Source organism: Pyxidicoccus sp. M15, assembly GCF_056858435.1.
In genome coordinates, this window is the sequence record NZ_CM166495.1 from 5,872,515 (window position 1) to 5,895,044 (window position 22,530).

General features: G+C 71.6%; 19 protein-coding genes. 17 read left to right on the forward strand and 2 right to left on the reverse strand.

What is annotated here, in order from left to right; all coding sequences use genetic code 11:
• Positions 1-7: 7 nt before the first annotated feature.
• Positions 8-1,519, forward strand: coding sequence for a Y-family DNA polymerase (locus ACX9TP_RS22075; protein ID WP_482981700.1), 1,512 nt, complete (start codon positions 8-10; stop codon positions 1,517-1,519).
• A gap of 434 nt (positions 1,520-1,953) precedes the next feature.
• On the opposite strand, the gene ACX9TP_RS22080 is transcribed toward ACX9TP_RS22075, so the two are convergent.
• Positions 1,954-2,079: a hypothetical protein gene (locus ACX9TP_RS22080; protein ID WP_482981701.1), complete on the reverse strand. Its 126-nt coding sequence runs from the start codon at positions 2,077-2,079 to the stop codon at positions 1,954-1,956.
• A 418-nt stretch (positions 2,080-2,497) separates the two neighbouring features.
• Here ACX9TP_RS22080 and ACX9TP_RS22085 point away from each other — a divergent pair, with 418 nt between their 5' ends.
• Positions 2,498-3,028 carry a hypothetical protein gene (locus ACX9TP_RS22085; RefSeq protein ID WP_482981702.1) on the forward strand — a complete coding sequence of 177 codons (531 nt, stop codon included), beginning with the start codon at positions 2,498-2,500 and terminating at the stop codon, positions 3,026-3,028.
• A gap of 12 nt (positions 3,029-3,040) precedes the next feature.
• Here ACX9TP_RS22085 and ACX9TP_RS22090 read toward each other — a convergent pair whose 3' ends face one another.
• Positions 3,041-3,577: an FHA domain-containing protein gene (locus ACX9TP_RS22090; protein ID WP_482981703.1), complete on the reverse strand. Its 537-nt coding sequence runs from the start codon at positions 3,575-3,577 to the stop codon at positions 3,041-3,043.
• Positions 3,578-3,755: 178 nt separating this feature from the next.
• Between ACX9TP_RS22090 and ACX9TP_RS22095 the strand changes: the two genes are divergently transcribed.
• From ACX9TP_RS22095 to ACX9TP_RS22165, 15 genes are all read left to right on the forward strand, one after another.
• Positions 3,756-4,724, forward strand: a complete 969-nt coding sequence (locus ACX9TP_RS22095; protein ID WP_482981704.1) for an NAD-dependent epimerase/dehydratase family protein — start codon at positions 3,756-3,758, stop codon at positions 4,722-4,724.
• A gap of 127 nt (positions 4,725-4,851) precedes the next feature.
• Positions 4,852-6,285 carry a hypothetical protein gene (locus ACX9TP_RS22100; RefSeq protein WP_482981705.1) on the forward strand — a complete coding sequence of 478 codons (1,434 nt, stop codon included), beginning with the start codon at positions 4,852-4,854 and terminating at the stop codon, positions 6,283-6,285.
• Positions 6,286-6,501: 216 nt separating this feature from the next.
• Positions 6,502-11,202: a hypothetical protein gene (locus ACX9TP_RS22105; protein ID WP_482981706.1), complete on the forward strand. Its 4,701-nt coding sequence runs from the start codon at positions 6,502-6,504 to the stop codon at positions 11,200-11,202.
• 12 nt (positions 11,203-11,214) lie between these two features.
• Positions 11,215-12,183 (forward strand): hypothetical protein, encoded by a 969-nt coding sequence (locus ACX9TP_RS22110; protein ID WP_482981707.1) that lies wholly within the window; start codon positions 11,215-11,217, stop codon positions 12,181-12,183.
• A 325-nt stretch (positions 12,184-12,508) separates the two neighbouring features.
• Positions 12,509-14,467, forward strand: a complete 1,959-nt coding sequence (locus ACX9TP_RS22115) for a phage tail sheath C-terminal domain-containing protein (RefSeq protein WP_482981708.1) — start codon at positions 12,509-12,511, stop codon at positions 14,465-14,467.
• 24 nt (positions 14,468-14,491) lie between these two features.
• On the forward strand, positions 14,492-15,001 hold the full coding sequence (locus tag ACX9TP_RS22120) for a phage tail protein (RefSeq protein ID WP_482981709.1): 510 nt from the start codon (positions 14,492-14,494) through the stop codon (positions 14,999-15,001).
• Positions 15,001-15,798: a hypothetical protein gene (locus ACX9TP_RS22125; protein ID WP_482981710.1), complete on the forward strand. Its 798-nt coding sequence runs from the start codon at positions 15,001-15,003 to the stop codon at positions 15,796-15,798. Before ACX9TP_RS22120 ends, ACX9TP_RS22125 begins: the two co-directional genes overlap by 1 nt.
• Before the next feature lie 1,006 nt (positions 15,799-16,804).
• Entirely contained in the window at positions 16,805-17,008 is a 204-nt protein-coding gene (locus tag ACX9TP_RS22130) for a hypothetical protein (protein WP_482981711.1), read from the forward strand.
• Position 17,009: 1 nt separating this feature from the next.
• Entirely contained in the window at positions 17,010-18,044 is a 1,035-nt protein-coding gene (locus ACX9TP_RS22135) for a Pvc16 family protein (RefSeq protein ID WP_482981712.1), read from the forward strand.
• Positions 18,041-19,363 (forward strand): ATP-binding protein, encoded by a 1,323-nt coding sequence (locus ACX9TP_RS22140; protein WP_482981713.1) that lies wholly within the window; start codon positions 18,041-18,043, stop codon positions 19,361-19,363. The genes ACX9TP_RS22135 and ACX9TP_RS22140 overlap by 4 nt, the downstream gene beginning before the upstream one ends.
• Positions 19,357-19,632 carry a hypothetical protein gene (locus ACX9TP_RS22145; protein ID WP_482981714.1) on the forward strand — a complete coding sequence of 92 codons (276 nt, stop codon included), beginning with the start codon at positions 19,357-19,359 and terminating at the stop codon, positions 19,630-19,632. Before ACX9TP_RS22140 ends, ACX9TP_RS22145 begins: the two co-directional genes overlap by 7 nt.
• Positions 19,626-20,273, forward strand: coding sequence for a hypothetical protein (locus tag ACX9TP_RS22150; protein ID WP_482981715.1), 648 nt, complete (start codon positions 19,626-19,628; stop codon positions 20,271-20,273). The genes ACX9TP_RS22145 and ACX9TP_RS22150 overlap by 7 nt, the downstream gene beginning before the upstream one ends.
• A complete protein-coding gene (locus tag ACX9TP_RS22155) occupies positions 20,273-20,563 on the forward strand; it encodes a LysM peptidoglycan-binding domain-containing protein (RefSeq protein ID WP_482981716.1) in 291 nt (96 codons plus the stop codon). The genes ACX9TP_RS22150 and ACX9TP_RS22155 overlap by 1 nt, the downstream gene beginning before the upstream one ends.
• Positions 20,564-20,567: 4 nt before the next feature.
• Positions 20,568-21,701, forward strand: coding sequence for a phage late control D family protein (locus ACX9TP_RS22160; protein ID WP_482981717.1), 1,134 nt, complete (start codon positions 20,568-20,570; stop codon positions 21,699-21,701).
• Entirely contained in the window at positions 21,701-22,519 is an 819-nt protein-coding gene (locus ACX9TP_RS22165; RefSeq protein ID WP_482981718.1) for a phage baseplate assembly protein V, read from the forward strand. The genes ACX9TP_RS22160 and ACX9TP_RS22165 overlap by 1 nt, the downstream gene beginning before the upstream one ends.
• The last annotated feature ends 11 nt before the right edge of the window (positions 22,520-22,530 follow it).

Genomic DNA, 22,530 nt, shown 5'->3' on the forward strand with positions numbered 1-22,530 from the left:
AGGGGCCATGCGCAGGGCCTATCTGCACTTCACGCGCTTTCCGGTGCAGCGAAAGGTGCTGGAGCTGCCGGAGCTGGCGAGCCGGCCCTTCGCGCTGGTGGAGGAGGTGCGCGGCCAGCGGCGCGTGGCCTTCGCGTCCACCACGGCGCTGAAGGCCGGGGTGCGCCCGGGGATGACGCTGACGGCGGCCACGGCGCTGGAGCCGGTGCTGCGGCACTTTCCCTACCGCCCGGAGGACGAGGCGCGGGCGCTGACGGTGCTGGGCGAGGCGCTGATGGCGCTGGCGCCGGGCTTCCAGCTGTCCCCTCCGGATGGCCTGTGGCTGGACGCGGGGGCGGCGCACCTGGTGGGGGGCGAGGAGCCCCTGGCGACGCTGGCCCTGGAGCGGTGCGCGGAGCTGGGCTACCGGGGGCACGCGGTGGTGGCCTCGGAGGCCTTCACGTCGCGGGCGCTGGCGCGCTACGGGGCGCGGCGGGTGGAGGTGGTGCCGGAGGGGGGAGGGGCCCGGGCGCTGGCGCCGCTGCCGCTGGCGGCGCTGGAGGGCGGGGAGGGGGCGGCCTTCTCCTCGCTGGGCCTCACGACGCTGGGAGAGGTGGCGGTGCTGCCGGCGGGGGCGGTGGCGGCGCGCGGCGGGGTGGCCGGGGCGCGGGTGCATGCGCGCTGCCGGGGGGAGGACGACACGCCCTTCGTCGCGGCGGTGCTGGAGGAGGTGCTGGAGGAGCGGGTGGTGCTGGACTTCCCGGCGGAGTCCTTCGAGCCGCTGCGCTTCGCGCTGAAGACGCTGACGGACCGGCTGGGGGCGCGGCTGTCCGGGCGGCGGCGGGCGGCGGTGCGGCTCACCTTCTCGATGAAGCTGGACCCGCGGGGGCAGGCGCGGGTGCCGCTGACGCTGGCGCGGCCCACGGCGCAGGCGAAGCTGCTGCTGGACCTGGCGCGGCACCGGCTGGAGGAGTTGAAGCTGGAGAACCCGGTGGCGGAGGTGTCCGCGCGGGTGGACGAGCACTCCGAGGACCGGGGGCAGCAGCTCGCGCTGGGGGATGCTCCGGAGGGGGACGCGGCGCTGGAGGTGGTGTTGTCGCGGCTGGTGACGACGCTGGGGGAGCACTCGCTCTTCGCGGCGGGGCTGGAGGCGGTGCACCGGCCGGAGGCGGCGCATGGCGCGCGGGGCTTCCACCCGCCGGAGCGCAAGCGGGGCCTGGCGGCGGAAGGGCTGGAGGCGGGAGCGCGGGAGGAGGTGGCGGCGGGCGTGGGGCGCGAGCGGCCATCACGGCTGCTGGCGGCGCCGGCGTGCCTGGACGCGGAGGTGGCGGAGTCGGGGCGACTGCTGGCGGCGCGGCTGGGTGGGAAGCGGCACCGGGTGACGGCGCTGGCGGGCCCGGAGCGGCTGGGCGGGGAGTGGTGGGCCGACGTGCCCTACCAGCGGGACTACTACCGCGTGCACTTCGAGGGACTGGGGCCGGCGTGGGTGTTCCGGGATGGGAGGGACGGCCGGTTCTACCTGCAGGGGTTGTTCGACTGAGTTCGGGCGGCGCTTCGGCGGTGGGTGGGCGGCTTCGACATGAAGAAGGGCGATTCACCTTTCACTCACTGCCAGCACGCACCCCCTCGAAGGCTTCCCATCCTCCTGGAGGCACCGGGACTCCCAGGGCGTTCAAGCACTCGCGGGCCTGGGCGTTCCATCCAGGGTCTATAAGGCTTCCGGGCGGAGCGCCTGCCAGTGAATCAGCGAGCGTCTGCACCTTGGGGGCTGCTGACCGGAAGCGCTCCGCATCCGGGCTCCCCCACGCCTTCGCGCAGAAAGCCGCGAGCGTTGCCATGCGAGACTGGAGCACCGTACGCAGTTCCTCAGCCGGGGCTTGGGTACACCACCGCTCGTAGAGACGGGGTGCGGCCAGTACGGTCAGGAGGTTGAGCGCCTCGACCACCAGGGTCGCTTCCTGCTCCCACGAATCCTCAGCCACAGATGGGCCCCAGGCGAGCGTTGAAAGGCAGCGTGTTGAACAGCAGCGCCTTCCCCGTCACGGTGTCGCCACTCATGCACGTGTAGACCGCCCATCCTGTGAAGACGAGGTTCTCCATGCCCTCAATGAAGCAGTAGGGGCACTTTCCGTCGCCACAGCTCGAAACGAAGCACGCCTTGTTTGGGCATGTGACGGTCGCGGGCCATCCACGTTTGACGCACCCGGGGGCCTTCGTCAGAGGAGGTTCCGCATGTGCTGTCGGCACCTGCAAAGCCCCGAGGATGCCGATTCCCATCAGCAGTCTCGGCAGCACCTTTCCCTCATGCCGTTGCACACGGGTCTCCTTCGCTCAAGCAAGCTCCAGGAGACTACCCCATCCGGCATTGGGCCTACCGCACAAGGCCCTGGAACGCATCAAGGCCACCGGCGTGAAGTTCACTCAGGTGTAGCCCGGCAACGCCCCCCGTTCTCCAAGGCGCCCCGAGCCGGGGGACATGATAGTCGGTGAGCCACTTCCCATCCTCCAGGTCCCGAACATGCGCGTCCTCCGCTCCATCCCCCTCGTCCTGACTCTCCTGCTCGCCGCCTGTGCCGCGCCCCAGGTCCGGCCGCCCGGGGCCATCCGCAAGGTGGTGGTGGTGGTGGGCTCTCGCGTGGACTCGCTGCCGACGGCCACGTACCGCGAGGACCTCATGGGCGAGGGCAACCCGCGCACGGTGCTCGTCAGCCAGGCGGAAGCAGTCCTGCGCGAGCGCGGCTTCGAGGTGGTGGGCACGCGCATCTCCCCGGCCCCCGCGCCCTCCACGGAAGAAGTGGTGGCGCTCATCAATGACAACCAGGCCGAGGCCGCCGTGGTGGTGGTGCTCGCCTGGGTGGACGCGTCCGCCATCAATGCCCTCGGCCGGGCCGAGGTGGTGCTGGACACGGGCGTGGTGTCGCCCACCGGCGAGCTGAGCTGGCGCAACGAGACGCACACCACGGCCCAGGTCGGCATCTACCAGGCGCAGACGGACTGGCGCTCCTACCTGCGCAAGGCCGTCATCGAGGCCGTCCGCGCCGTGCCCTGAGGCACGAAGCCGTCAGGGCGAGGGCGGCCGGGGACTGGCCCGGCGCAGGTGCTCATAAACGGTCTCCGCGCGCAGGTAGAGGAACTGGGCGTCGCCGAAGGCCAGCGTGTCCCCGTCATGCAGCGGCACCTGCGCGCGGTAGCCCAGCGGCGCGCCGTTGATCCACGTGCCGTTCATGGACTCCGCGTCGCGCACGGTGAAGCCGCCGCGCTCGGCGTTCCACCGCAGGGTGGCGTGGTGCTGGGACACGGACGGGTCCGGCACCGCCAGGTCGCACGTGTCCGTGCGGCCCACGGTGAACTCCTCGCCGTCCACCGTGGGCTGGAGGAAGTGGACCTCCAGGTTGTCGAAGTCGCGGAGCATGGCCAGCAGCCGCTCCTCCATGCGCGCGCGGTGGGCCATGGCGACGGTGCGGTGGCTGGCGCTTCCCAGGGCCGCGGCCTGCAGGAGCGCCGCGGGCGGCTGGATGAGGGCCACCGGGCCGGACGCGGCCATGAATGCGTCCAGCGGGGCCCCGGCGAAGGGGCGGAGCTGTTTCACGGACACCATGCGGCCTCCACCCTACGTGCAAGCGGTGGAGACGGGAAGCGCCGCGCTCATCCACGGCGTTCCGGGCAGGGCCAGGAAGGAGTCAGCCGCCTCCGCGCTCCATGGCCCCCCGAGGCCGGCAACCCGCCGGCGATGAGGCATGGCCCCGAGCGGCGCTCCGTGGGAGCGTGGGGGGCGCATGCGCGTCCTCGTCACCGGAGCGGCGGGTTTCATCGGCCACCACGTCAGCGCACGGTTGCTCGCGCGGGGGGACACCGTCATTGGCGTGGACAACCTGGACCCGTCCGGTGACGTGCCCCTCAAGCAGGCACGGCTGGCGCGGCTCCAGGGCCTGCCGGGAGCACGGGGCTCCACCTTCCACAGGGCGGACGTGACGGACGGGCCGGCGCTGCGGGCCCTCTTCGAGCGCGAGCGCCCGGAGCGCGTGGTGCACCTGGCGGCGCGCGTGGGCGTGCGGGCGGCGGGCTCGGCCGCTCGCGGCTACCTGGATGCGAATGTCACCGGGTTCCTCCACGTCCTGGAGCACGCCCGGGGCGTGGAGCACCTGGTGTACGCGTCCTCCAGCTCCGTCTATGGCGCGGGCACTCCGGTGCCCTTCCGGGAGGACGCGGCGGCGGACCGGCCGCTGAGCGTCTACGCGGCCACCAAGCGCACCGACGAGCTGCTGGCCCACACGGCCAGCCACCTGCACGGGCTGCCCACCACGGGCCTGCGCTTCTTCACGGTGTACGGGCCGTGGGGCCGGCCGGACATGGCGCCCATGCTCTTCCTGAAGGCTCTGCGCGAGGGCCGCACCCTCGACCTGTATGGCGAGGGCCGGATGCGGCGCGACTTCACGCACGTGGATGACGTGGCGGAGGCCGTGGTGCGCGTGTTGGACAGTCCGCCCTCCGGGGCTCCGCCGTATCGCCTCTTCAACGTGGGCCGGGGCGAGCCGGTGGCGCTGCGGGACTTCCTGGCCCTGCTGGAGCGGCACCTGGGCACGCGGGCGAAGCTCAATCCGCTGCCGGCCCAGCCGGGAGAGCTGGACGCCACGTGGGCGGACCCTTCCGCACTGGAGCGCGAGACGGGATTCCGCGCCCGGGTGTCCATAGAGGAGGGGGTAGCGCGGCTGGTGGAGTGGTACCTCCAACACTCCGGCGCCTGAGCCGTCCTCCGGCCCGGGCCCGCTCCGTTTATAGTGGTGCCGCCGGGACGCGCGTCCCGGACACCCGGGCCGGCGGGTGTCGTGCTCCTCGCAGTCGTCCCTGAATCGCCTCAGCTGGAGTGATGTCATGGCCCGGTTCCTCCCCGCGTGTTCGCGGTTCCCCCTGCTTGCGCTCGCCGCTCTCGCCTCCGTGCTCGGGGCGTGCTCGGACTCGGACGATGACTGTCCCCGGGACGCGCAGGCCGGCTTCGAGGCACGGGCGCCCTTCGACGCGCGCGCCCGTGTGCGCCGGGTGGACTGTGCCTTCCGTGGAAACGTGGTGGGGCTGGGCGTGGCGGCGGACGGCTCCACCTGGCTTCGCCGCATCGAGTTCGAGGACCACGGCGCCGACTCCTTCTACTACCCGGCCGTCAAGCGGCTGACCCACGTGGGGCCCGGCGGCGAGCTCCTCAGGGAGCTGACGACGCCGGAGTTCATCCAGGACTTCGTCCTGCACCCCAGCGGAGAGCTCACCGTGTTCGGCTGGGAGAAGACGGAGTCCCAGCTGGAAATCCAGCTGCGCCGCCTCCGCCCGGACGGCACGGTCATCGCCGAGGGCGTGCTCCGCAATGACGTGCCGCCAGCGGAGCGTCTCACCTTCAACGGCATGCCGGACGGCCGGGTGGTGAAGGTCCAGGAGACGGACGAGGAGCGCGGACTGGGCGTCCTCGTCGTCCGGCCTTCCGGCGAGGACGTGTACGTGCTGGCGGGGATGGACGGCCTGCGCCTGCTCCGGCTCGACAGCCGCCTGCGGACGCGGTGGACGAGCGTGGTGGCGCCGAGCGTCATCCTCAAGGCGTCGACCTGGGAGCAGATGTACGCCATGGGAGCGCCCTTCACGGGCCACGGGCTCACCGTGGACGAGGCGGACCGGGCCCATGTCGCCATTCCCTTCCTGGGCGTCCACCGTCGCGCGTACACGGAAGCGCTCGGGAAGCTCCCGGAGGGACCGGAGGGCCGGGGCATCCTCGTGTCGAGCTTCGAGCCCACGGGCGCGTGGCTGGGCGCGAGGACGGTGTCGACGGAGACCGCGGATGAAATCGCCAGCCTCGTGGTGGGCGGCGGGGCCTACGCCGTCGGCGGCCGCACGAGCAGGCCCGTGGAGCAGGAGGACAAGAGCCGGGAGACGGACCTCTTCTTCGCGTCCGGCCGGTTCGACCGCCCGGCGGAAGAGGCCGTCGTCCGCGACTTCTCGCTGGACCGGGACGAGGCGTCCGTCTCCCTGGTGCCGTGCGGGGCGGGGAGCTACTGCCTCGCGGGCCACACCGGCTACGTGGACCTGGACAACGGGCGCACGCAGGACAACGGCAAGGGCTTCATCCTGAAGCTGGACGCGCAGGGCGCGCAGCAGGACCTCCTCCTGCTCGAAGGCCCGCGCGACACCCAGGTCCTCCGCGCGGCCGCGGGGCCCGACGGCTCCGTGGTGTTCGCCTTCTCCACCAACGAGGCCTCCAACCTCTCCCGCGTGGCCAACCACCTCAAGAACAACGAGGTGTGGCTGGGCGTGTTCGGCGGCCCCTGACACCGGACGACCCGAATTTGAAGCTCCCTCCGTAATCAAGGAGAGCGCTCCGCGCAGGCAGACCGGAACCCGAGCTGGAGCCCCATCCATGGCCGGGTGGGTGTCTGGCACAGGGACGGCGTGTATGTGCATTCCCGTCGGAAGGTGGGGCATGCGGGGGCGTCACGGAGACAGCGGCTCGTGTGGGGAGCACGAGTGTCAGGGGGAGGCGGTTTCATGTCCGGCGTGAAGGTGCAAACCCCTCGTGAGCCGGCGCGTGTGCGCGCCAGGCCCCCTGTTGTCCCGCGTCCGGGTGAGTCGCTCGACATGGATGCGGAGCGGGAGAAGCTGCGGGAGATACTCGCTGCGGCTCCGGCGTCCACGCCTGTCCCGTCCGCCGCCGCGCCGCCGCGCGAGGTGGAAGGCGCGGACGCGGGCGTCGTCCACGTGCGCCCCATGGCGGGCAGCCTCCGGGGGCTGCGCGAGGAGGGACGCGCGGAGCTGGTCCGGCATGGCGTGGAAGAGGCGCTGCTGTCGCGCCTCGTCACGCTGCTCCTCGCCGGGGACACCGTCATCTGGTACGGGCCGAACGGGCAGCAGGTGGATGCCTTCGTCCTCCGGCCGGATGCCACCCGCTGGGCCGAGGGTTGGTACCTCGCGACGGCGGAGAGGCTGCTGCGGCTGGTGGACCTGGACGGCCAGCGGGACTGGGCGCCGTGGTCCTTCGAGAAGGAGGACGTGGGCTACCTGGCGAACTGGCTCCGGCCCGACGACGCCCAGCGTTTCCTGGAGCGGCTCGCCAGCCAGGGCGACGTGGTGGCGCTGGTGGGCGTTCCGTCCGATGCGTCCACGGGAGGCACGGGAGCCGCGGACACGGCGGCGGCGGAGCGCCTCGTGGGCGAGGTGCGTGAGCGGCTCGCGGAGGAGGCGGAGGACACAGGGTCCGCGCCGGAGCACCGCGCGGTGCCGGACCGGCTGATGGTCTGGTCCGACGAGCGCGGCCCGTTCGTCAACGTCTGGGTGGACGGCGCGCACACGGCGCTGCCCGTGGCGGATGACGAACCGGTGGAGGCGCTCACACGGCGCGTGGAGGAGGCCGCGGAAGGACTGCGCGAGTCACGCGACGCGGCGGCCAGCACGCGCCTCGTCGACGGGGCCACGGAGACGGGCTTCACGCGCAGGGTGAAGCAGGACGCGCCCGTGCTGGAGGGCGCGGAGCGTGTCGCCAATGCGCCCGCGTACCCCGCCCATATCGTCAACCACGGCCCGGACATCACCGTCACCGGGGCCACCCAGCGCTTCGAGATGCTGCTCGACTACGCGCCCGCCGGGCCGCGCACGCTGGACCAGGTGGGGGCGCGGCTTCAGCCCATCTCGTACGTCTGGGACATCTACGACGTGACGGACGTGAAGCCCGAGGCGCGCGGGGCCCTGACGTACCGGGCCACCGACCCCGTCGAGCAGCTGCTACCGCTGGAGGGAGGGGCACGCGACGTCGAGCGGACAGGGGAACACGTCCTGGAGGACACGCGGGCCGAGCTGGTGGAGTCCGTGTCCGGCTCGCCGCTGGAGGTGGTGGCGACGTGGCCGGCCCGCTCGGCGTGGCTGGGGGTGGTGGGGCTGAGCAACGTGGTGCGGCTGGGACGGGCGAGCATCAGCAGCACCATCGGCCAGGTCACCGCTCCAAGGAACGAGCAGGGAATCGGGTGGGACCGCGAGGGCGAGTTCCTCATCCGCTGCATCGCCACGCCGTCCTCCGGCGAGGGCAGCGTCATCCGCCGTGCCTCCAGCATCGCCACCTTCGCGGTGAAGGTGGTGGACGTGAATCGGCGCGCCACGGAGGTGAACGAGCAGGGCGCCGACGAGCTGCGCCGGCTGGAGGCCGAGCGCGAAGGAGCCGAGGGTGAGGCGCGCGAGCAGCTCGACGCGCGCATCGCCGCGCTGCGCAGGGCGGAGACGGGCACCGCGGCACAGCTGGGTGGGGACGCGCTGCGGGCGCTCGAGCAACGAATCACGGTGGCGGACCGGCTCGCCGCGGACAACGAGGCCGGCACGCCGACGGAGCAGCGGAGCCCGGAGGCGCGGCTGCTGAGCGTGCAGCTGGAGCTGCAGGGGATTCCGCTCGACGAATACCAGCGGGAGCTGAAGGCGCAGAAGGCGGGGATGGCCCAGCGCCTGCGGCTGATGGGCGAGGTGGATGCGCGCATCCCCGGGCGCGACTTCCGGCCGCACGTGACGCTCGTGTCCGAGGAGACCGGCCAGGTCAACGAGCTCATCATGATGCTCGGCGAGGCGGAGGACTCGCGCGAGGGCAAGCGCCACTACCTGCTGGCGGACGTCACCGCGCCGACGCCGAGGGACAGGTACGTCTTCGAGGGACGTGGCACGCAGCCCGGGGATGCGGGCCATGCGGAGGCGGTGCACGCGGCGTTCGTCGACTTCCGGGAGAACAACGGCTACGGGCGCGGCGCGCTGGCCATCCGCCTGCCGGAGGGGCTGGAGAAGGCCGCGAGCGGGTCGCTCGGAATGAAGGCGCAGATGCGCAGCGCACCGGGCTCGCGCGCCCGGGTGATGCAGCGCCTGCGGGACCTGGCCACGGCGGCGGAGCTCGCGGGCCTGATCCTCAGCGGCCCCGTGGGGCTGGCGGTGGGCGCGGCGGGCGCGGTGGCGGGGGCCATCGTCGCGGTGGACAGCCTGTCGCGGCGGCACTCGGCCGGGGCGCTGCGGTGGGACTTCGAGACGCTCATGGACGTCTCGTCGATTGTCGGCGGTGTGGCGGGAGTCGCGGCCCCGGCGCTGGGGATGCTGCGCAACGTCCCACGCTGGGCGACCCGCGTGGAGCGGCTGCAGGGGGTGCTCCACATCTACGGCGTCACGCAGACGGGCGCGCAGGTCATCATCATTCCCGTGCAGCTGGAGATGGAGCTGTCGGCCCTGGAGAAGCAGAAGGGGCAGCTCAGCCCGGGCGAGCTGGCGGCGAAGCGGGCAGAGGCCATCCTCGGCGCGGTGCGCTCCGGGCTCATGACGGCGGACTCCGCCGCGCAGATGCTGCACCCGGGGGACACCGGGGGCACCCGGCGCACGTGGGAGCCCGAGCCCGCGGTGCATCCGGCGGAGGTGGAGACGGGCAGGCCTCTCGTAGGAGAGCCCGCCGGGACGCGCCTGCGTCCCGACGGTGAGGCCCGTGTCGCTCCGGAGGGCGAAGGCGCCAGGGCGCCGCGCGGAGAACAGGTTCCCGAGAGCGAGGCGCGCGTGCCGGGGGACGGAGCCGGGGCGGTGCCCGCTGCCCGCCCTCCGGAGGTGAGTGCGCGGGTGCTCCAGCTGGAGTCGGAGCTGGGAGACCTGCGGGGCCGGGTGGCGGTGGTGGAGCATCCGGACCTGAAGGGCAGGTCCACGCGCGTGCGCTACCGGCGCGGGCGATTCCAGCTCGAGGTGGGGCCGGACGCGGGCCCCTTCCAGATTCGCACGCACCTGGAGACGGCGCGCATCCTCCTCCGCTACGAGGGGCCCATCGGCCACATCCGCCGGCTGCTGAGCCGCATCACCCAGGTCTTCACCCGCATCCCCGGCTACGGCACCCAGGGCTTCGAGTCCCGGCTGGAGGTGCGCAAGCTGCGCGGCATCATCGACGAGCTGGAGGCGATGCAGCGGGGCATCGAAGGCCGCATCGAGCAGCTGGGTGGGAAGGACGCGGAGTCGCTCGCGCGCGACGCCGAGGACATCCAGCGGCAGATTGAGGACCTGCAGGGCCAGTTGGCCCTCCACGAGCTACAGGTGGACTCGCTGGACGTGGGGCAGGGCGTGGTGGCGGCATACAGCAAGGGCTTCGTGAAGGGCTACCCCGAGGTAGCAACGGAGCTGCAGTCCATCGAAACCGGGCTCACAGCCAAATGGATCTCCTTCACCAGGCTCATCGAGCGTGTGGCACAGCTCCAGTCGCAAGGGCGGGTGGTCGGCTTCCAGGAGTGGGTGCGCATGGCGGACGCCGTGTCCTCGAACCGGGAGCAACTCCTGTCCCGCATCGCCGACCTGGGAAGCGTCGAGCTGCGGGCCAGGGCGCTCGATCCGGGGCAGCAGATCCACCTGCGCCCGGTGCCGGACCCGGCGGGAGGCGCACCGCTCTGGCTGGACATCGTGAATGTCCGCCTCCCGGGGCCCCCGGAAGCGCATATCCGTGAACGAAAAACGAACGAGAGGGCGATGCTTGACGCTCTCCAGCTCGGGCCGGAGCGACTGCTGGCATTCGACTACGTGATCGAGCAGATGCGGGCCAAAGGCGAGGATCCCGAGGTCATCATCCCCAAGAAGAGCGAGGCTCTGATCCGCCAGGACGTCGAGGCGGAATTCCGCCGTCAGGCGGACAACGAGCGGTGGGCTCGACACGCCTTCAACATCACGGGGGACCTGCTCGATCCATGGCTCGCTCACATGGACGAGCCCAACGACCCGAACAATCCCGATGAGAAGATCTTCCTCGACTACGAGAGCAAACTTCCCTCGGACGATGAGCGCGGGAATGCGAAGGATCTCTACAAGCTCACGGGTGAGGAGATCCACGTGTTTGGTGACGATGCCGCCAAGGCCAACTATCCAGGCATTGACGGCACCATCGGCACACCCCGTCGCCCGTTGCAGCTCAAGAACTCGGGAGATAAAGCGCAGCCGATTGCTGCGCGCATCCAGGCGTCATCGGCGCTTGAGAAAGCCATCCTGGCCGGAATCCGGAACGTGGAAGTCCACATCTGGATGAAAAGTATTCCCCGGGACGCGGTCCGGGAGGCCTGGAACGCGCCACCTCCACCGGAATACGCCACCCGGAGGAACTGGGACGTCTTCGGCGGTGACTACATCGCGAGCATCGTCATCCACTGCCCGGGCAACGAACGACTGGTGGTGGTACGTACCCCCGACAACGCCGGCAGACCCGAGAACATGTGAGGCGGAGCCCCCATGTCTGTCCATTTCATCAGCAGCTTCGCGACGGGGGTGGGGCGGGAGGCGCCGGAGCGCCTCTCCGAGGCACTCGCACGTGCCGGACGCCAGGTGGAGTCCCGCCAGGTGCTCGCGGTGGATGCGCGACCCCGCCCGCAGACGCGCGGAACGCTCCGTTGGCAGGTGGTGGAGCTGGTCGACCACGGGGGCACGGTGCTGCTCCTGGAGGAGCCGCCCGAGTCCCACCAGTGGGACCTGGGGCTCTGTCGTGCCCTGTCGGAGGTGACCGGGGGGTTCGTCGTCGCGCGGGATTCCTACCCGAGCGGGGACCGCAGGGCGCTGGCGACCTTCTTCTCCGGGAGGACGGTGGAGCTCGTCTCCTGGGACCTGGAGCGCGGGGGCGTCCACATCGGGGCGCCGCCCATCGATGACCTGCTTGCCGGCCGCGATGTGGACGAGCTGTACACCGAGCGCCTCATCCACCTGTGCGGCACCTCCCAGGCGGACATCGACCAGGGCGAGGTGCTCGCGAGCGAGGAGTGGCGGGTCTCGCTTCCCCGGGACAGCGAGCTGCTCCTCGAGCGGGAGACCCGGACGAGCCGGATGGTGCTCTCCAAGGTCGAGGAGCGTGCCTGGCGGGAGCTCGGCGTTCCGCTGCTGCCGCGCGAGTGGCGCTGGCACGCTTCACGCACCCCGAAGCAGGGCCACGGCTACGTCGAGCTGGCGCATGACGGAGCCCTGGCCCCCGCGCTGGTGGCGCAGCTCTCCGGGGCCCTGTCCTGCGCGGCCATGGGCGTGGAGATTCCCGGCGGCGGGAGGCCCAGCCAGTGGGTCGAAGCGCGGCAGGGAGAAATCGAGCGGCGTGGAGAGGAAGCCGGCGCGCTCCCGCTCATCCAGGTCTTCGGAAGGCTGTCGCTCCTGATGGACGAGGGCCCCGGCCTGATTTCCGGCCACGGAAATGAAGGTGAAAATCAAACCGTGGCATGAGCGTTGTGCCTCCCGTCCACCGAACCCCCGGGCCCGGCGGTGGAGCGCGCGGCGGGGATGCGAAGAAAAACCCCGCCGGAACGACCCACCGAAAATGTCTGGCACGTATAGATGAATGTGGTTGGCGGGAGAGCGATAGGCGTTTGTCAGACGGCAACTGTATAAGCCTGAGCCATTCACAGCGGTAACCCAGGCACCGGGCGCGGTCGGACGTCCGGTAGCAGTGCCAGGCCTGCGCCTCAATCCCACTGCGGCATGTATCGACTCACGTCATGACCTCTCAGGTCATGCGTCTGGCAATCATTTTCTCTCAAGGAGAGGTGACATGGCGACCTATCTGCACCCCGGCGTCTATCTGGAAGAGATTCCGAGCGGTGCAAAGCCTATCGAAGGTGTGGCGACATCTCTTGCCGCCTTCGTGGGTGAGGCGACGCGCGGACCGCTGTCCACGCCCGTGCTGGTACACAGCCTCGGTGAATACGAGCGCACCTTCGGGCCCATCAGCAGCGAGCAGGACGCAATGGGTTTCGCGGTGCTGGCCTACTACCAGAACGGCGGCAAGGACGCGTACATCGTCCGCGTGGCCAACCCCGCGACGGCGCAGGCCGCCTCGGTGACGCTGAACAACACGGACGCGACGCCGGACCCGGTGCTCACGCTGAGCGCCACCAGCCCGGGCGCGTGGGGCAACGGGCTCCACTACCGCGTCACGCGCGCGGCCTCCACCGCGGCGCCCACCTTCACGCTCGAGGTGGGGCACATGGAGTCGGTGGATGGGACGCTCCGCTTCAAGGCGGACCTGACGTTCCCCAACCTGTCCATGAACGAGCGCGCGCCGACCTACGCGCCGGCGGTCGTGAATGGCGAGTCTTCCCCGGTGAAGCTGTCGCTCGCGAACGCCACCGTCATCAGCACCCTGGCGGACTTCGGCAGGCTGACCGGCGCGGCGCTCCATGCCACCGCGGTCCCCGCCAACTACTTCGCTCCGGCGGCGCTGCCGGCCGACCTTCCGTTCAGCCTCAATCTGGATGGGCTGGGGGCGCGCAACTTCACCCTCAAGAAGGCGGACCTGGCACTGGGCGGCACGGACGCCGCCGTGGATGCCGGGAAGGTGGCCACCGCCATCCAGGATGCGGTCCGTGCGCTCGCGCCGGCCGATTCGCCCTTCAAGGACTTCACCTGCACCTACGACGGCACCAACCGCCGGTTCGTGCTCACGTCCGCGAAGTCGTCGTCCTCCTCCGTGGAGGTCTATGACGGCGTGCTCGCGCGGCTCATGAAGGTGGACCCGGCGTCCAGCCTCACCGTGGCGCACGGCTCCGCGCTGCTGGTGCCCGCGGCGGTGGCGGCCAGCTCCACCACGAAGCTCGCGGGCGGCGTGGCCGAGGCGCCCCGGGCGGAGGACTTCCAGTCCGTCTTCGGCGGCGCGCTGCGGAAGATTCGCGACATCACCACCGTACTGCTGCCGGGCAACGCCCTGCCGAGCACCGGCGCGGGCAACGCCGCCGTCACCGCGGCGCTGGCGCACTGCGAGGAGATGCGCAACCGGGTGCTCATCATCGACCCGGAGCCCGGCTTCGAGCTCACGACGGCGTCCCGCGTGGACCAGCTCAAGCTGCCGACGTCCACGTACTCCGTCACCTACTACCCGTGGGTGAAGGTGGCCAACCCCTTCTACAAGTCCGAGTCCCCGGGCACGACGAGCCCCACCGTGAAGGTGGCTCCGTCCGGGTTCGCCGCGGGCATGTGGTCCCGCATCGACGCGCGCCGCGGCGTGTGGAAGGCGCCCGCGGGCGTGGAGACGGGGCTGACGGGCGTGGCGGGCCTGGAGTTCGTGGTGGACGACGGAGCGCAGGACCAGCTCAACCCGCTGGGCGTCAACTGCCTGCGGGCGATGCCCAACTTCGGCTCCGTCATCTGGGGCGCGCGCACCCTGGCGACGAAGGCGGACCCCGAGTGGCGCTACGTGTCCGTGCGCCGCACGGCCATCCTCATCGAGCAGAGCGTCTACAACGGCATCCAGTGGGCGGTGTTCGAGCCGAACGACCACCGGCTGCACGCGGCGCTGCGCACCAACATCGGCTCGTTCATGGACGGGCTGTTCCGGGCCGGCGCCTTCCAGGGCGAGAAGGCCTCTGACGCGTACTTCGTCCGCTGCGGTCTGGGAGACACCATGACCCAGGGGGACATCGACCGCGGTCAGGTCATCGTCGTCGTCGGGTTCGCGCCGCTCAAGGCGGCCGAGTTCGTCATCGTCCGCATCCAGCAGAAGCTCCAGCAGTAGGGCCACCGAACGAGGTGATGAGACATGGCTGCACCGATGTTCACGGTGAACACGCACCGTCACGATCCGTACCGGACCTTCAAGTTCCAGCTCCTCATCGACGGCCGTCCGGTGGCCGGGTTGAAGAAGATGGGGGCCCTGAAGAAGAAGACCGAGGCCATCAAGTGGCGCACGGCGGGAGACCCGTCGCACGAGCGCATCCTCCCGGGAGGCACCAGCTACGACCCGATCACGCTCGAGCAGGGGCTGACGCATGACCCCGTGTTCGAGGCCTGGGCCGCGTTGGTGAACAACGTCGAGGGCGACGCGGCGATGTCCTTGAAGAACTTCCGCAAGGACCTGGTGCTCAACGTCCTCAACATGCAGGGCCAGGTGGCCATCTCCTACAAGATCCTCCGGGCCTGGGTGTCCGAGTACCAGGCGCTGCCGGACCTGGACTCGCAGGCGATGAACGCGGTGGGCATCCAGACGCTCACGCTCCAGCACGAGGGCTGGCAGCGCGACACGAGCGTGCCCGAGCCCGCGGAGAGCTGATGCGACTGCCCGGGGGCCTTCTTCGCGCGGGCACCGTGCAGCGGCGGTTCCGCTTCCGCGAGCCCGACGGTGCCCTGGAGCTGGGCATCGCCGAGCAGGCGGGGCGGGACGAGCCGCTGCCGAGGCGGGTCACCCGGGTGCTGGCCGTCACGCTGGAGCACGTGGGAGGCGAGCCGGTGAGCGAGGCGCTCGCCAGCGAGCTGTGCGTGGCGGACCGGCAGTTCCTCATGCGCGGCCTGGCGCGGCTGCTCGGGTTGGAGCAGCCGTGGCACACGGTGGTGTGCGGCGCATGCGGGGAGCGCTTCGACTTCGAGCTGGACGTGTCGGCGCTGCCCGTGAAGGACGCGGGCGAGGGGTTTCCCTTCGCCCAGGTGGAGACGGCGCTGGGGCGGCTGCGGGTGAGGGTGCCCACGGGCGCGGACCAGGAGGCCCTGGCGGAGGGGGCGGGCGGGACGGGGGAGCGGGCGTTGCTGGCCCGCTGCGTGACGCCGCTCGAGGGCTGGGACGTGGAGCGGCTGGGGGACGAGGACCTCCGGCGCATCGACGAGGCGTTGGAGGTGGTGTCTCCGGCGGTGGTGACGCGGGTGGGCGCGACGTGCGTGGCGTGCGGGGTGATGCGGGAGGTGGAGGTGGACCCGTACGCGTGCCTGTCCATGAGCGCGGTGAAGCTGCTGGAAGAGGTGCACACGCTGGCCTCCACGTACCACTGGAGCGAGCGGGACATCCTCGCGCTGCCAAGGCACCGGCGGCGGCAGTACCTGCGTCTCGTGGAGCGGGACGCGGGTGTGACGACGTGATTCGGATTTGGAGTCCGCGATGGGGTTCCTGGCAGACATCTCCGCCGATGCGCTCCGGTCCTCGGTGACCGGCGCACGGCCGGCCGCTGAGGCGACCGGGAGCGTGCCCCCGGGCGACGCCGGGGTGCCCCCACCGAGGTGGAGTGGCGCCGCCACTCCCCGGAATGCGGACCATGAGTGGGAGGCCAGGGTCGGTTCCGGCGACGGTGCCGCACTCCTGGAGAAGGTGGCAGCGGTCCCTCAGGGACAGGGCGGCATCCTGGCGGATGACGTCCGAGTCCCATCGGAGGCACGCGGGACACCGGCTCGGGAAACCGGGCGCGGGTCTGGCGGCCTTCAATCTCTACCCAACCCGGCCCATGGAGTGTCACGTGGGGCGGGTGCGCCTCGAGCGTCCCATCGAAGCCCATCGCCGGAGGAGCTCCCTTACCGGAGTGACTCTGGAGACGGTGTAACGGTGGCCGCGAACGGTGCACCCGTTCCACCTCTGACCTCCGTAAGCCTGCTAAGGAGAAAGCCACAGGGACCCGCCACCCCTCCTGTTTTCGAGTCCCCCGGCCCCCGGCCGGAGGACATGGGCGCGCCAGCCCGCCAGCGCGTGGCAACACAATCTCCGGCAACGCGTGCCGATGCCGGAGGTCCGGCGCCGGGAGCGTTGGAGCGGACGAGGTCCGTGGAGCGTGTGCCGGGGAGCGAGGAGCGCGCCCCCGCCGAGGACCTCGCTCACGGTGCGCGCGGGCTCGCGTCCGTACGCCCCACGGGAGTGGACAGCAGCCCCCTCCGGGGCGCCCCGGGGACAAGGACGGAGCGCCCAGGGGCGCGAACCTCGAGTTCCGAGAGCGCGCACTCAACGCCAGGCGCGGAAACGCCCTTCGCCGTGGCCCGGGACCTGGGGCCTGGTGAGTCTGTGCATCCCGCCACGCGCGCGGGGGCTCCGGGACGGGACGCCACTGGTACCAGGAAGGACGCGACTCAGGCGACGCCTGTCGCGGCCGCGGACCGCGCGGTGCCCTCCACCCAGCCGCCGCCCGAGCGGGCACGGCCTCCGGTGCTCCCTCCGAGGCGTGAGCCGGCGGAGCCCCGCGTCCACATCGGCGAGGTCCACGTCGTCATCACCGCGCCCGCGCCGGCCCCTGTCTCTTCGTCTTCGTCCGCGATTCCGGGCCATGGCTCGGACCTGCTCAACCGTCACTACCTCCGGAACGCCTGAGATGGCCCTGCCTGAATCCTCGGTCTCCGTGGCCTGCCGCTCGCTGGCGGACTTCGTCCGCGAGAACTTCCGCGCGCTCGGTCAGACGGTGCGCGTGCCCATGGGCGCTCCCGCCGCGGCCGCGCCCGGCGCGAGCGACACGGACCACCGGATCAACCTGTTCTTCCACCGCTTCGAGCCGCCCGTCATGGGCGCGGACGTGCTGCCCGGTCAGCCCTGGTTCCTGCGCGTGCACTGCCTGGTGACGGCGTTCGCCGCCGCCGAGGACACGGTGAGCGCGGGGGAGAATGACCTGCGCCTGCTGGGCGAGGTCATCCGCCTCTTCCACGAGAAGCCCGTCATGGACGCGGTGGACGCGCAAGGTGAAGTCATCCGCGTGCAGATGATCTTCCAGCCGCTCAGCCTGGACGACATCAACCGCCTCTGGTCCACGCAGAAGGACGTGGCCTACCGCCCCTCCGTGGCCTACGAGCTGTCGCTCGTGCCGGTGGTGCCGCGCGTGCGCACCGTCGAGGGGCCGCGCGTGGTGTCCGTGGGCACGCGCGTGCAGTCGAACACGAAGAAGGGGCCCGTGGCGCCGGTGCCGGGCTGGACGCCGCCGCTGCCGCCGCTGCGTGTGGACACGCTCCAGGAGGACTGGGCGCCGCAGGTGGGCTTCGTGCGCGGTGGCACGTGCACGCAGAGCCTGGTGTTCGAGGTGGGCAGCCCGGAGCTGGAGGCCTTCGTCCCGGAGGCGGTGGTGGCCGGGGTGCCGGGCGCATCCGTGCACTTCCGCTGGGACGTCTGGGAGCGGACCACCGGCTGGAGCACGGTGGACACGGCGGTCGACGCGACGGTGGCCGTGTCCCAGGTGGACCCGGAGAACCCACCCGCGACGTCGCGCGCCACCGTGCCGCTGCCGTTCAAGGACCGCGCCGGCCAGGCGGTGCTCTACGCCGTGCACCGCTACCGCCGCGCCGCGGACGGCCCGGGCGGGGTGGAGCTCGAGGTGCGCGGCAACCCCGTGCTCGTCACGCTGCACGGAGGTGGCGCATGAGCGTGGACTTCCTGCGGGTGGAGGTGGACCGGGTGGAGCTGCTCGGCCAGTGCCTCGCGCGGCTGCGCCAGGGCACGAAGCTGGAGGACACCGCGCTCGGCCAGCTGCGCGAGGCCCAGGCCCACGTGCGGCGGGGCCGCGAGGATGGCTCCGCGTGGAAGCGGCTGCGGGCCGGAGCGCTCACGCCCATCGAATACGACGTGCTGGCGTGCGCGGTGGCGCCGGAGGTGGAGCCTCGCGTGGGCTGGCTCTTCCAGCAGCTCCAGCCCGGCGCGGCGCAGCCGGTGTATCCGTCCGCGGCGCTCATTCAAGAGCTGCTCGCGCTGCAGCCCGCCGAGGGCGCGCGGCTGTCCACGGTGCTGTCCGACGACGCGCCGCTCAAGAAGCTGGGCCTGCTGGAGCGGGAGGAGGCGGGGCCGTACGCGCCCATCCGTCCGGGCCGGGGCATCACCTCGCGACTGCTCGGGGCGCCGGAGCCGGCGCTCACCCTGCCGGGCGCGCTGCGGGTGCAGGGCACGGCCCGCTGGGAGGAGCTGGTGCTCCCCGAGGCGAAGCTGGCGGTGATGCGCGAGTTCCTGCTGTGGGTCCGCCAGCGCGAGACGGTGGTGGAGCAGTGGGGGGGCCGCGCGGTGGGCGGGCCGGTGGCGCTGTTCGCGGGCCCCTCCGGCACGGGCAAGACGTTCGCCGCGTCCGTGCTCGCCACGGAGCTGGGCTGGGAGCTGCACCGGGTGGACCTCGGCGCGCTCGTCAGCAAGTACATCGGCGAGACGGAGAAGAACCTCAGCAAGCTCTTCGACGCGGCTCACGGCCGCAACGTCGTCCTCCTCTTCGACGAGGCGGACAGCCTCTTCGGCCGGCGCGGTGAGGTGCGTGAGGCGCGCGACAGGTACGCCAACCTGGAGGTGAGCCACCTGCTCGCGCGCATCGAGCAGCACGACGGCCCGTGCATCCTCACCACCAACCTGCGGGGCAACCTGGACGCGGCCTTCGCGCGCCGCTTCCAGGTGGTGGTGGAGTTCCCCCGGCCGGACTCTCGCGCGCAGGCGAAGCTGTGGAAGGGGCTGTTGCCGCCGCGCGCGCCGCTGGCGCCGGACGTGGACCCGGAGTTGCTGGGCGCGGCGGTGAACCTGTCGGGCGGCAGCATCCGCAACGCCGCGCTGCACGCGGCCTACCTCGCGGCCGGCGCGGGCACGCCCATCGGTTTGAGGGAAATCGCCCTCGCGGTGTGGCGCGAGCTGGGCAAGGACGGGCGGGACGTGTCCGCCGCGGAGCTGGGCCCCCTGCGCCGCCACCTGCCGCCGGAGGTCGCCGCATGCTGACCATCGACTCGCTGCACCTGTCGCTGCCCGCGGGCTTCGAGCACCGCGCGGACGCCATCGTCCGCCTGGTGGGCCGCGAGCTGTCACGCGCGCCGGCGGTGGCGCAGGAAGAGCACCGGCTGCCTCGCGCGGACCTGGTGCTGGAGCTGGACCCCGCCCTGCCGGACGGGGAGGTCGCCTCGCGCATCGCCTCCGCGCTGCTGAAGCAGGTCCGGGGCGCGGTGGATGCGGGGTCCATGGAGCACGAGGAGGGAGGACGCGGATGGTGAGGGTGACGCGGGGCGCGCTGGTGGAGTACGGGCTGTCCGTCCCACCGCTGACGCTGGTGTTCGACTTCAACCCCCAGGGCATCTCCCGCACGCGCACGCTCACGCTGCGCATGGGAGGCACGCCGGGGCTGCGCGGGGGCTACGACTTCGCGCTGCCCACGGAGACGCCGCGCGTGGCGCAGGGCGTGGCCGTGCAGCCGGAGTCGCTCACGCTCGAAATCCTCCTGGACGCCACGGACCGCATGCACGAGGGCGACCCGGTGGCGTCCTCGCTGGGCATCCAGCCGGAGCTGGACACGCTGCGCACGCTGGTGGAGCCGAAGTCTCAGGGGCCGGGTGGACTGCAGCTGCTGGCGAGCCTGGGGCTGGGCTCCCAGCGGGCCTTCATGCGCGAGCAGTTCGCCTCCGTGCTGCTGTTCGTCTGGGGCGGGCAGGTGCTGCCGGTGTTCCTCACCTCGGTGCGCGTGGAGGAGTCGGACTTCCTGCCATCGCTCATTCCGTACCGGGCGCGGGCGTCGCTCACGCTGCAGGTCATCGAGGGCAACAACCCCTTCTACCTGCGGGAGAAGGCGCGGCAGCTGGTGGGCGCCGCGGTCAACAGCGGCCGCCTGGCCGCGGACGTCCTCAAGGGGGTGCTGTGATGTTCCTGCGCGACTCGCGCTACGCGAAGGCGAAGGCGTTCGAAGAGGACCCGGTCCAGGGCGAGGTGTTCCGGGGCGTACGGCCTCGTGCCATCGGCCCCGCGACGGGGGTGCTGGAGCACGTGGTGCGCTCGGGGGAGCGGTTGGACCTGCTGGCGCGCCACTACTACAACGACCCGCGGCTGTGGTGGCGCATCGTGGATGCGAACCCCGGCTTCCTGCATGGCGGCGACATGATGCTCGAGGCCTACGTGGGCCAGGTCATCGTCATCCCGCGGGCGACGGAGTAGCGCCATGCTGGCCGACCTCTTCAGCGCCCCGTTCCGCGCGCCCGCCGAGTGCGACGTCAAGGTCCGTGGCCGCTCCCTCTCCGAGCTGTACCCGTACCTCGCAGAGGTGCGGGTGGAGCTGGGCCGGGAGCGTGCCGGCGTGGCCACGCTCGTCTTCGAGACGCGCCGCGACGAGCGGGGCCGCTGGACGGTGCAGGACGCGGAGGTGCTCGCGCCCTGGGAGCCCATCGTCATCGAGGCGGTGTTCGGCCCGGGGCGCACGGAAGAGGTGCTGCGCGGCTACATCCGCCAGGTGCGCGCGGACTACCCCGAGGACGTGGGCGCCGCCCGCGTCATCGTGTCCTGCCAGGACGAGTCGCTGGCCATGGACCGCGAGCACGTGCGCCGCGTGTGGGGCGCGGACGTGCCCACCACGGACCGTGTCATGGTGATGGAGCTGGCCGCGCGCTACGGGCTGCGCGTGGACCTCACCAGCGGCAGCGGGCTGAGCGGGCTGGTGGTGCCCCAGGACTCCACGGACATCCGCTTCCTGCGCGCCCGCGCGGAGGCCAATGGCTACGAGCTGCTGGTGCAGGGCGGCGAGCTCTACTTCGGCCCCATGCGGCTCACCGCCGAGCCGCAGCCCACCATCCGCGTCTATGCAGGCCTGGACACGCACTGCCGCGCGCTGTCCATCATCACCGACGGACACCTGCCCAACGCGGTGGCGGTGGACCTGTCCCCGGAAGACGGCGCCACGCCCAGCCGCCGCGAGGTGAAGGCGGACCTGCCGCTGCTCGGCACGCAGGCGGCGCACGGCGGCAAGGAGGGGCGCGACTTCACGTGGCTGCTGACCCGCGAGGGCTCGGTGGACGAGGAGGAGCTGGTCGCCCGCGCGCAGCGCAAGGTCAATGACTTCTCCCTGCGCGTGCGCGCCGAGGGCGAGCTGGACGGCACCGCGTACGGGCACGTCCTCAAGGTGGGCCAGCCGGTGGCGGTGGACGGCGTGGGCGAGTGGCTGGGCGGCGTCTTCTACGTGGACGCCGTGACGCACGTCTTCTCCAGCGAAGGGTACCGCCAGGGCATCCGCCTGTTGCGCAACGCCTACGGGGACGACGTGGGCGGCGGGGCCCTCAACGCACTGAAGGGGATTCTCTAATGGACGAGGTTCTTCCCCAGCTCATCCGGCAGGTCCGGGAGAAGTACTACGGCAAGTACCGCGGCTTCGTGGCGGACAACGAGGACCCGCAGGGCCTGGGTCGCATCAAGGTGAAGGTGCCCTCGGTGCTGGGCAGCGAGTCCTCGCCGTGGGCGCTGCCGTGCGCGCCCTTCGGCGGCGGGCCCGGCCACGGCTGGTTCGCCGTGCCCGAGGTGGACGCGCAGGTGTGGGTGGAGTTCGAGGAAGGGGACCTGCGCCGTCCCATCTGGACGGGCACCTTCTGGCAGAAGAAGGCGCAGGTGCCGGAGGACGCCGCGAAGGCTCCCACCACCACGCGCGTCTTCCAGACGCCGAGCGGCCACGCGCTGGCCTTCAACGACAAGAAGGACGAGGAGCAGGTCCTGCTGAAGCACGCGAAGGGGGCGCAGCTCGCCATCGACGCGAAGGGCTCGGTGGCGCTGACGGACGCGAAGGGCGCCACGGTGGTGCTGGACGCGGAGGGCGAGGAGCTGCGCATCGAGGACAGCCACGGCAACTCCATCGTCATGTCGTCCAGCGGCATCAAGGTGGAGGACGCGAGCGGCAACACGATTGAGACGGCGTCCTCGGGCGTGACGGTGAAGGGGCAGAAGGTGGTGGTGGAGGGGACGCAGGTGCTGCTCGGTGGCGCGGGCGGCGAGCCCGTCATCAAGGGCCAGAGCTTCCTGACGCTGTTCGCCACGCACGTGCACACCACCACGGTGCCCGGCAGCCCCACGTCGCCGCCGATTCCCCAGGGCGAGATGAGCACGCTGTCGATGTCGGTGATGACGAAGTGAGGGAGAGGGAC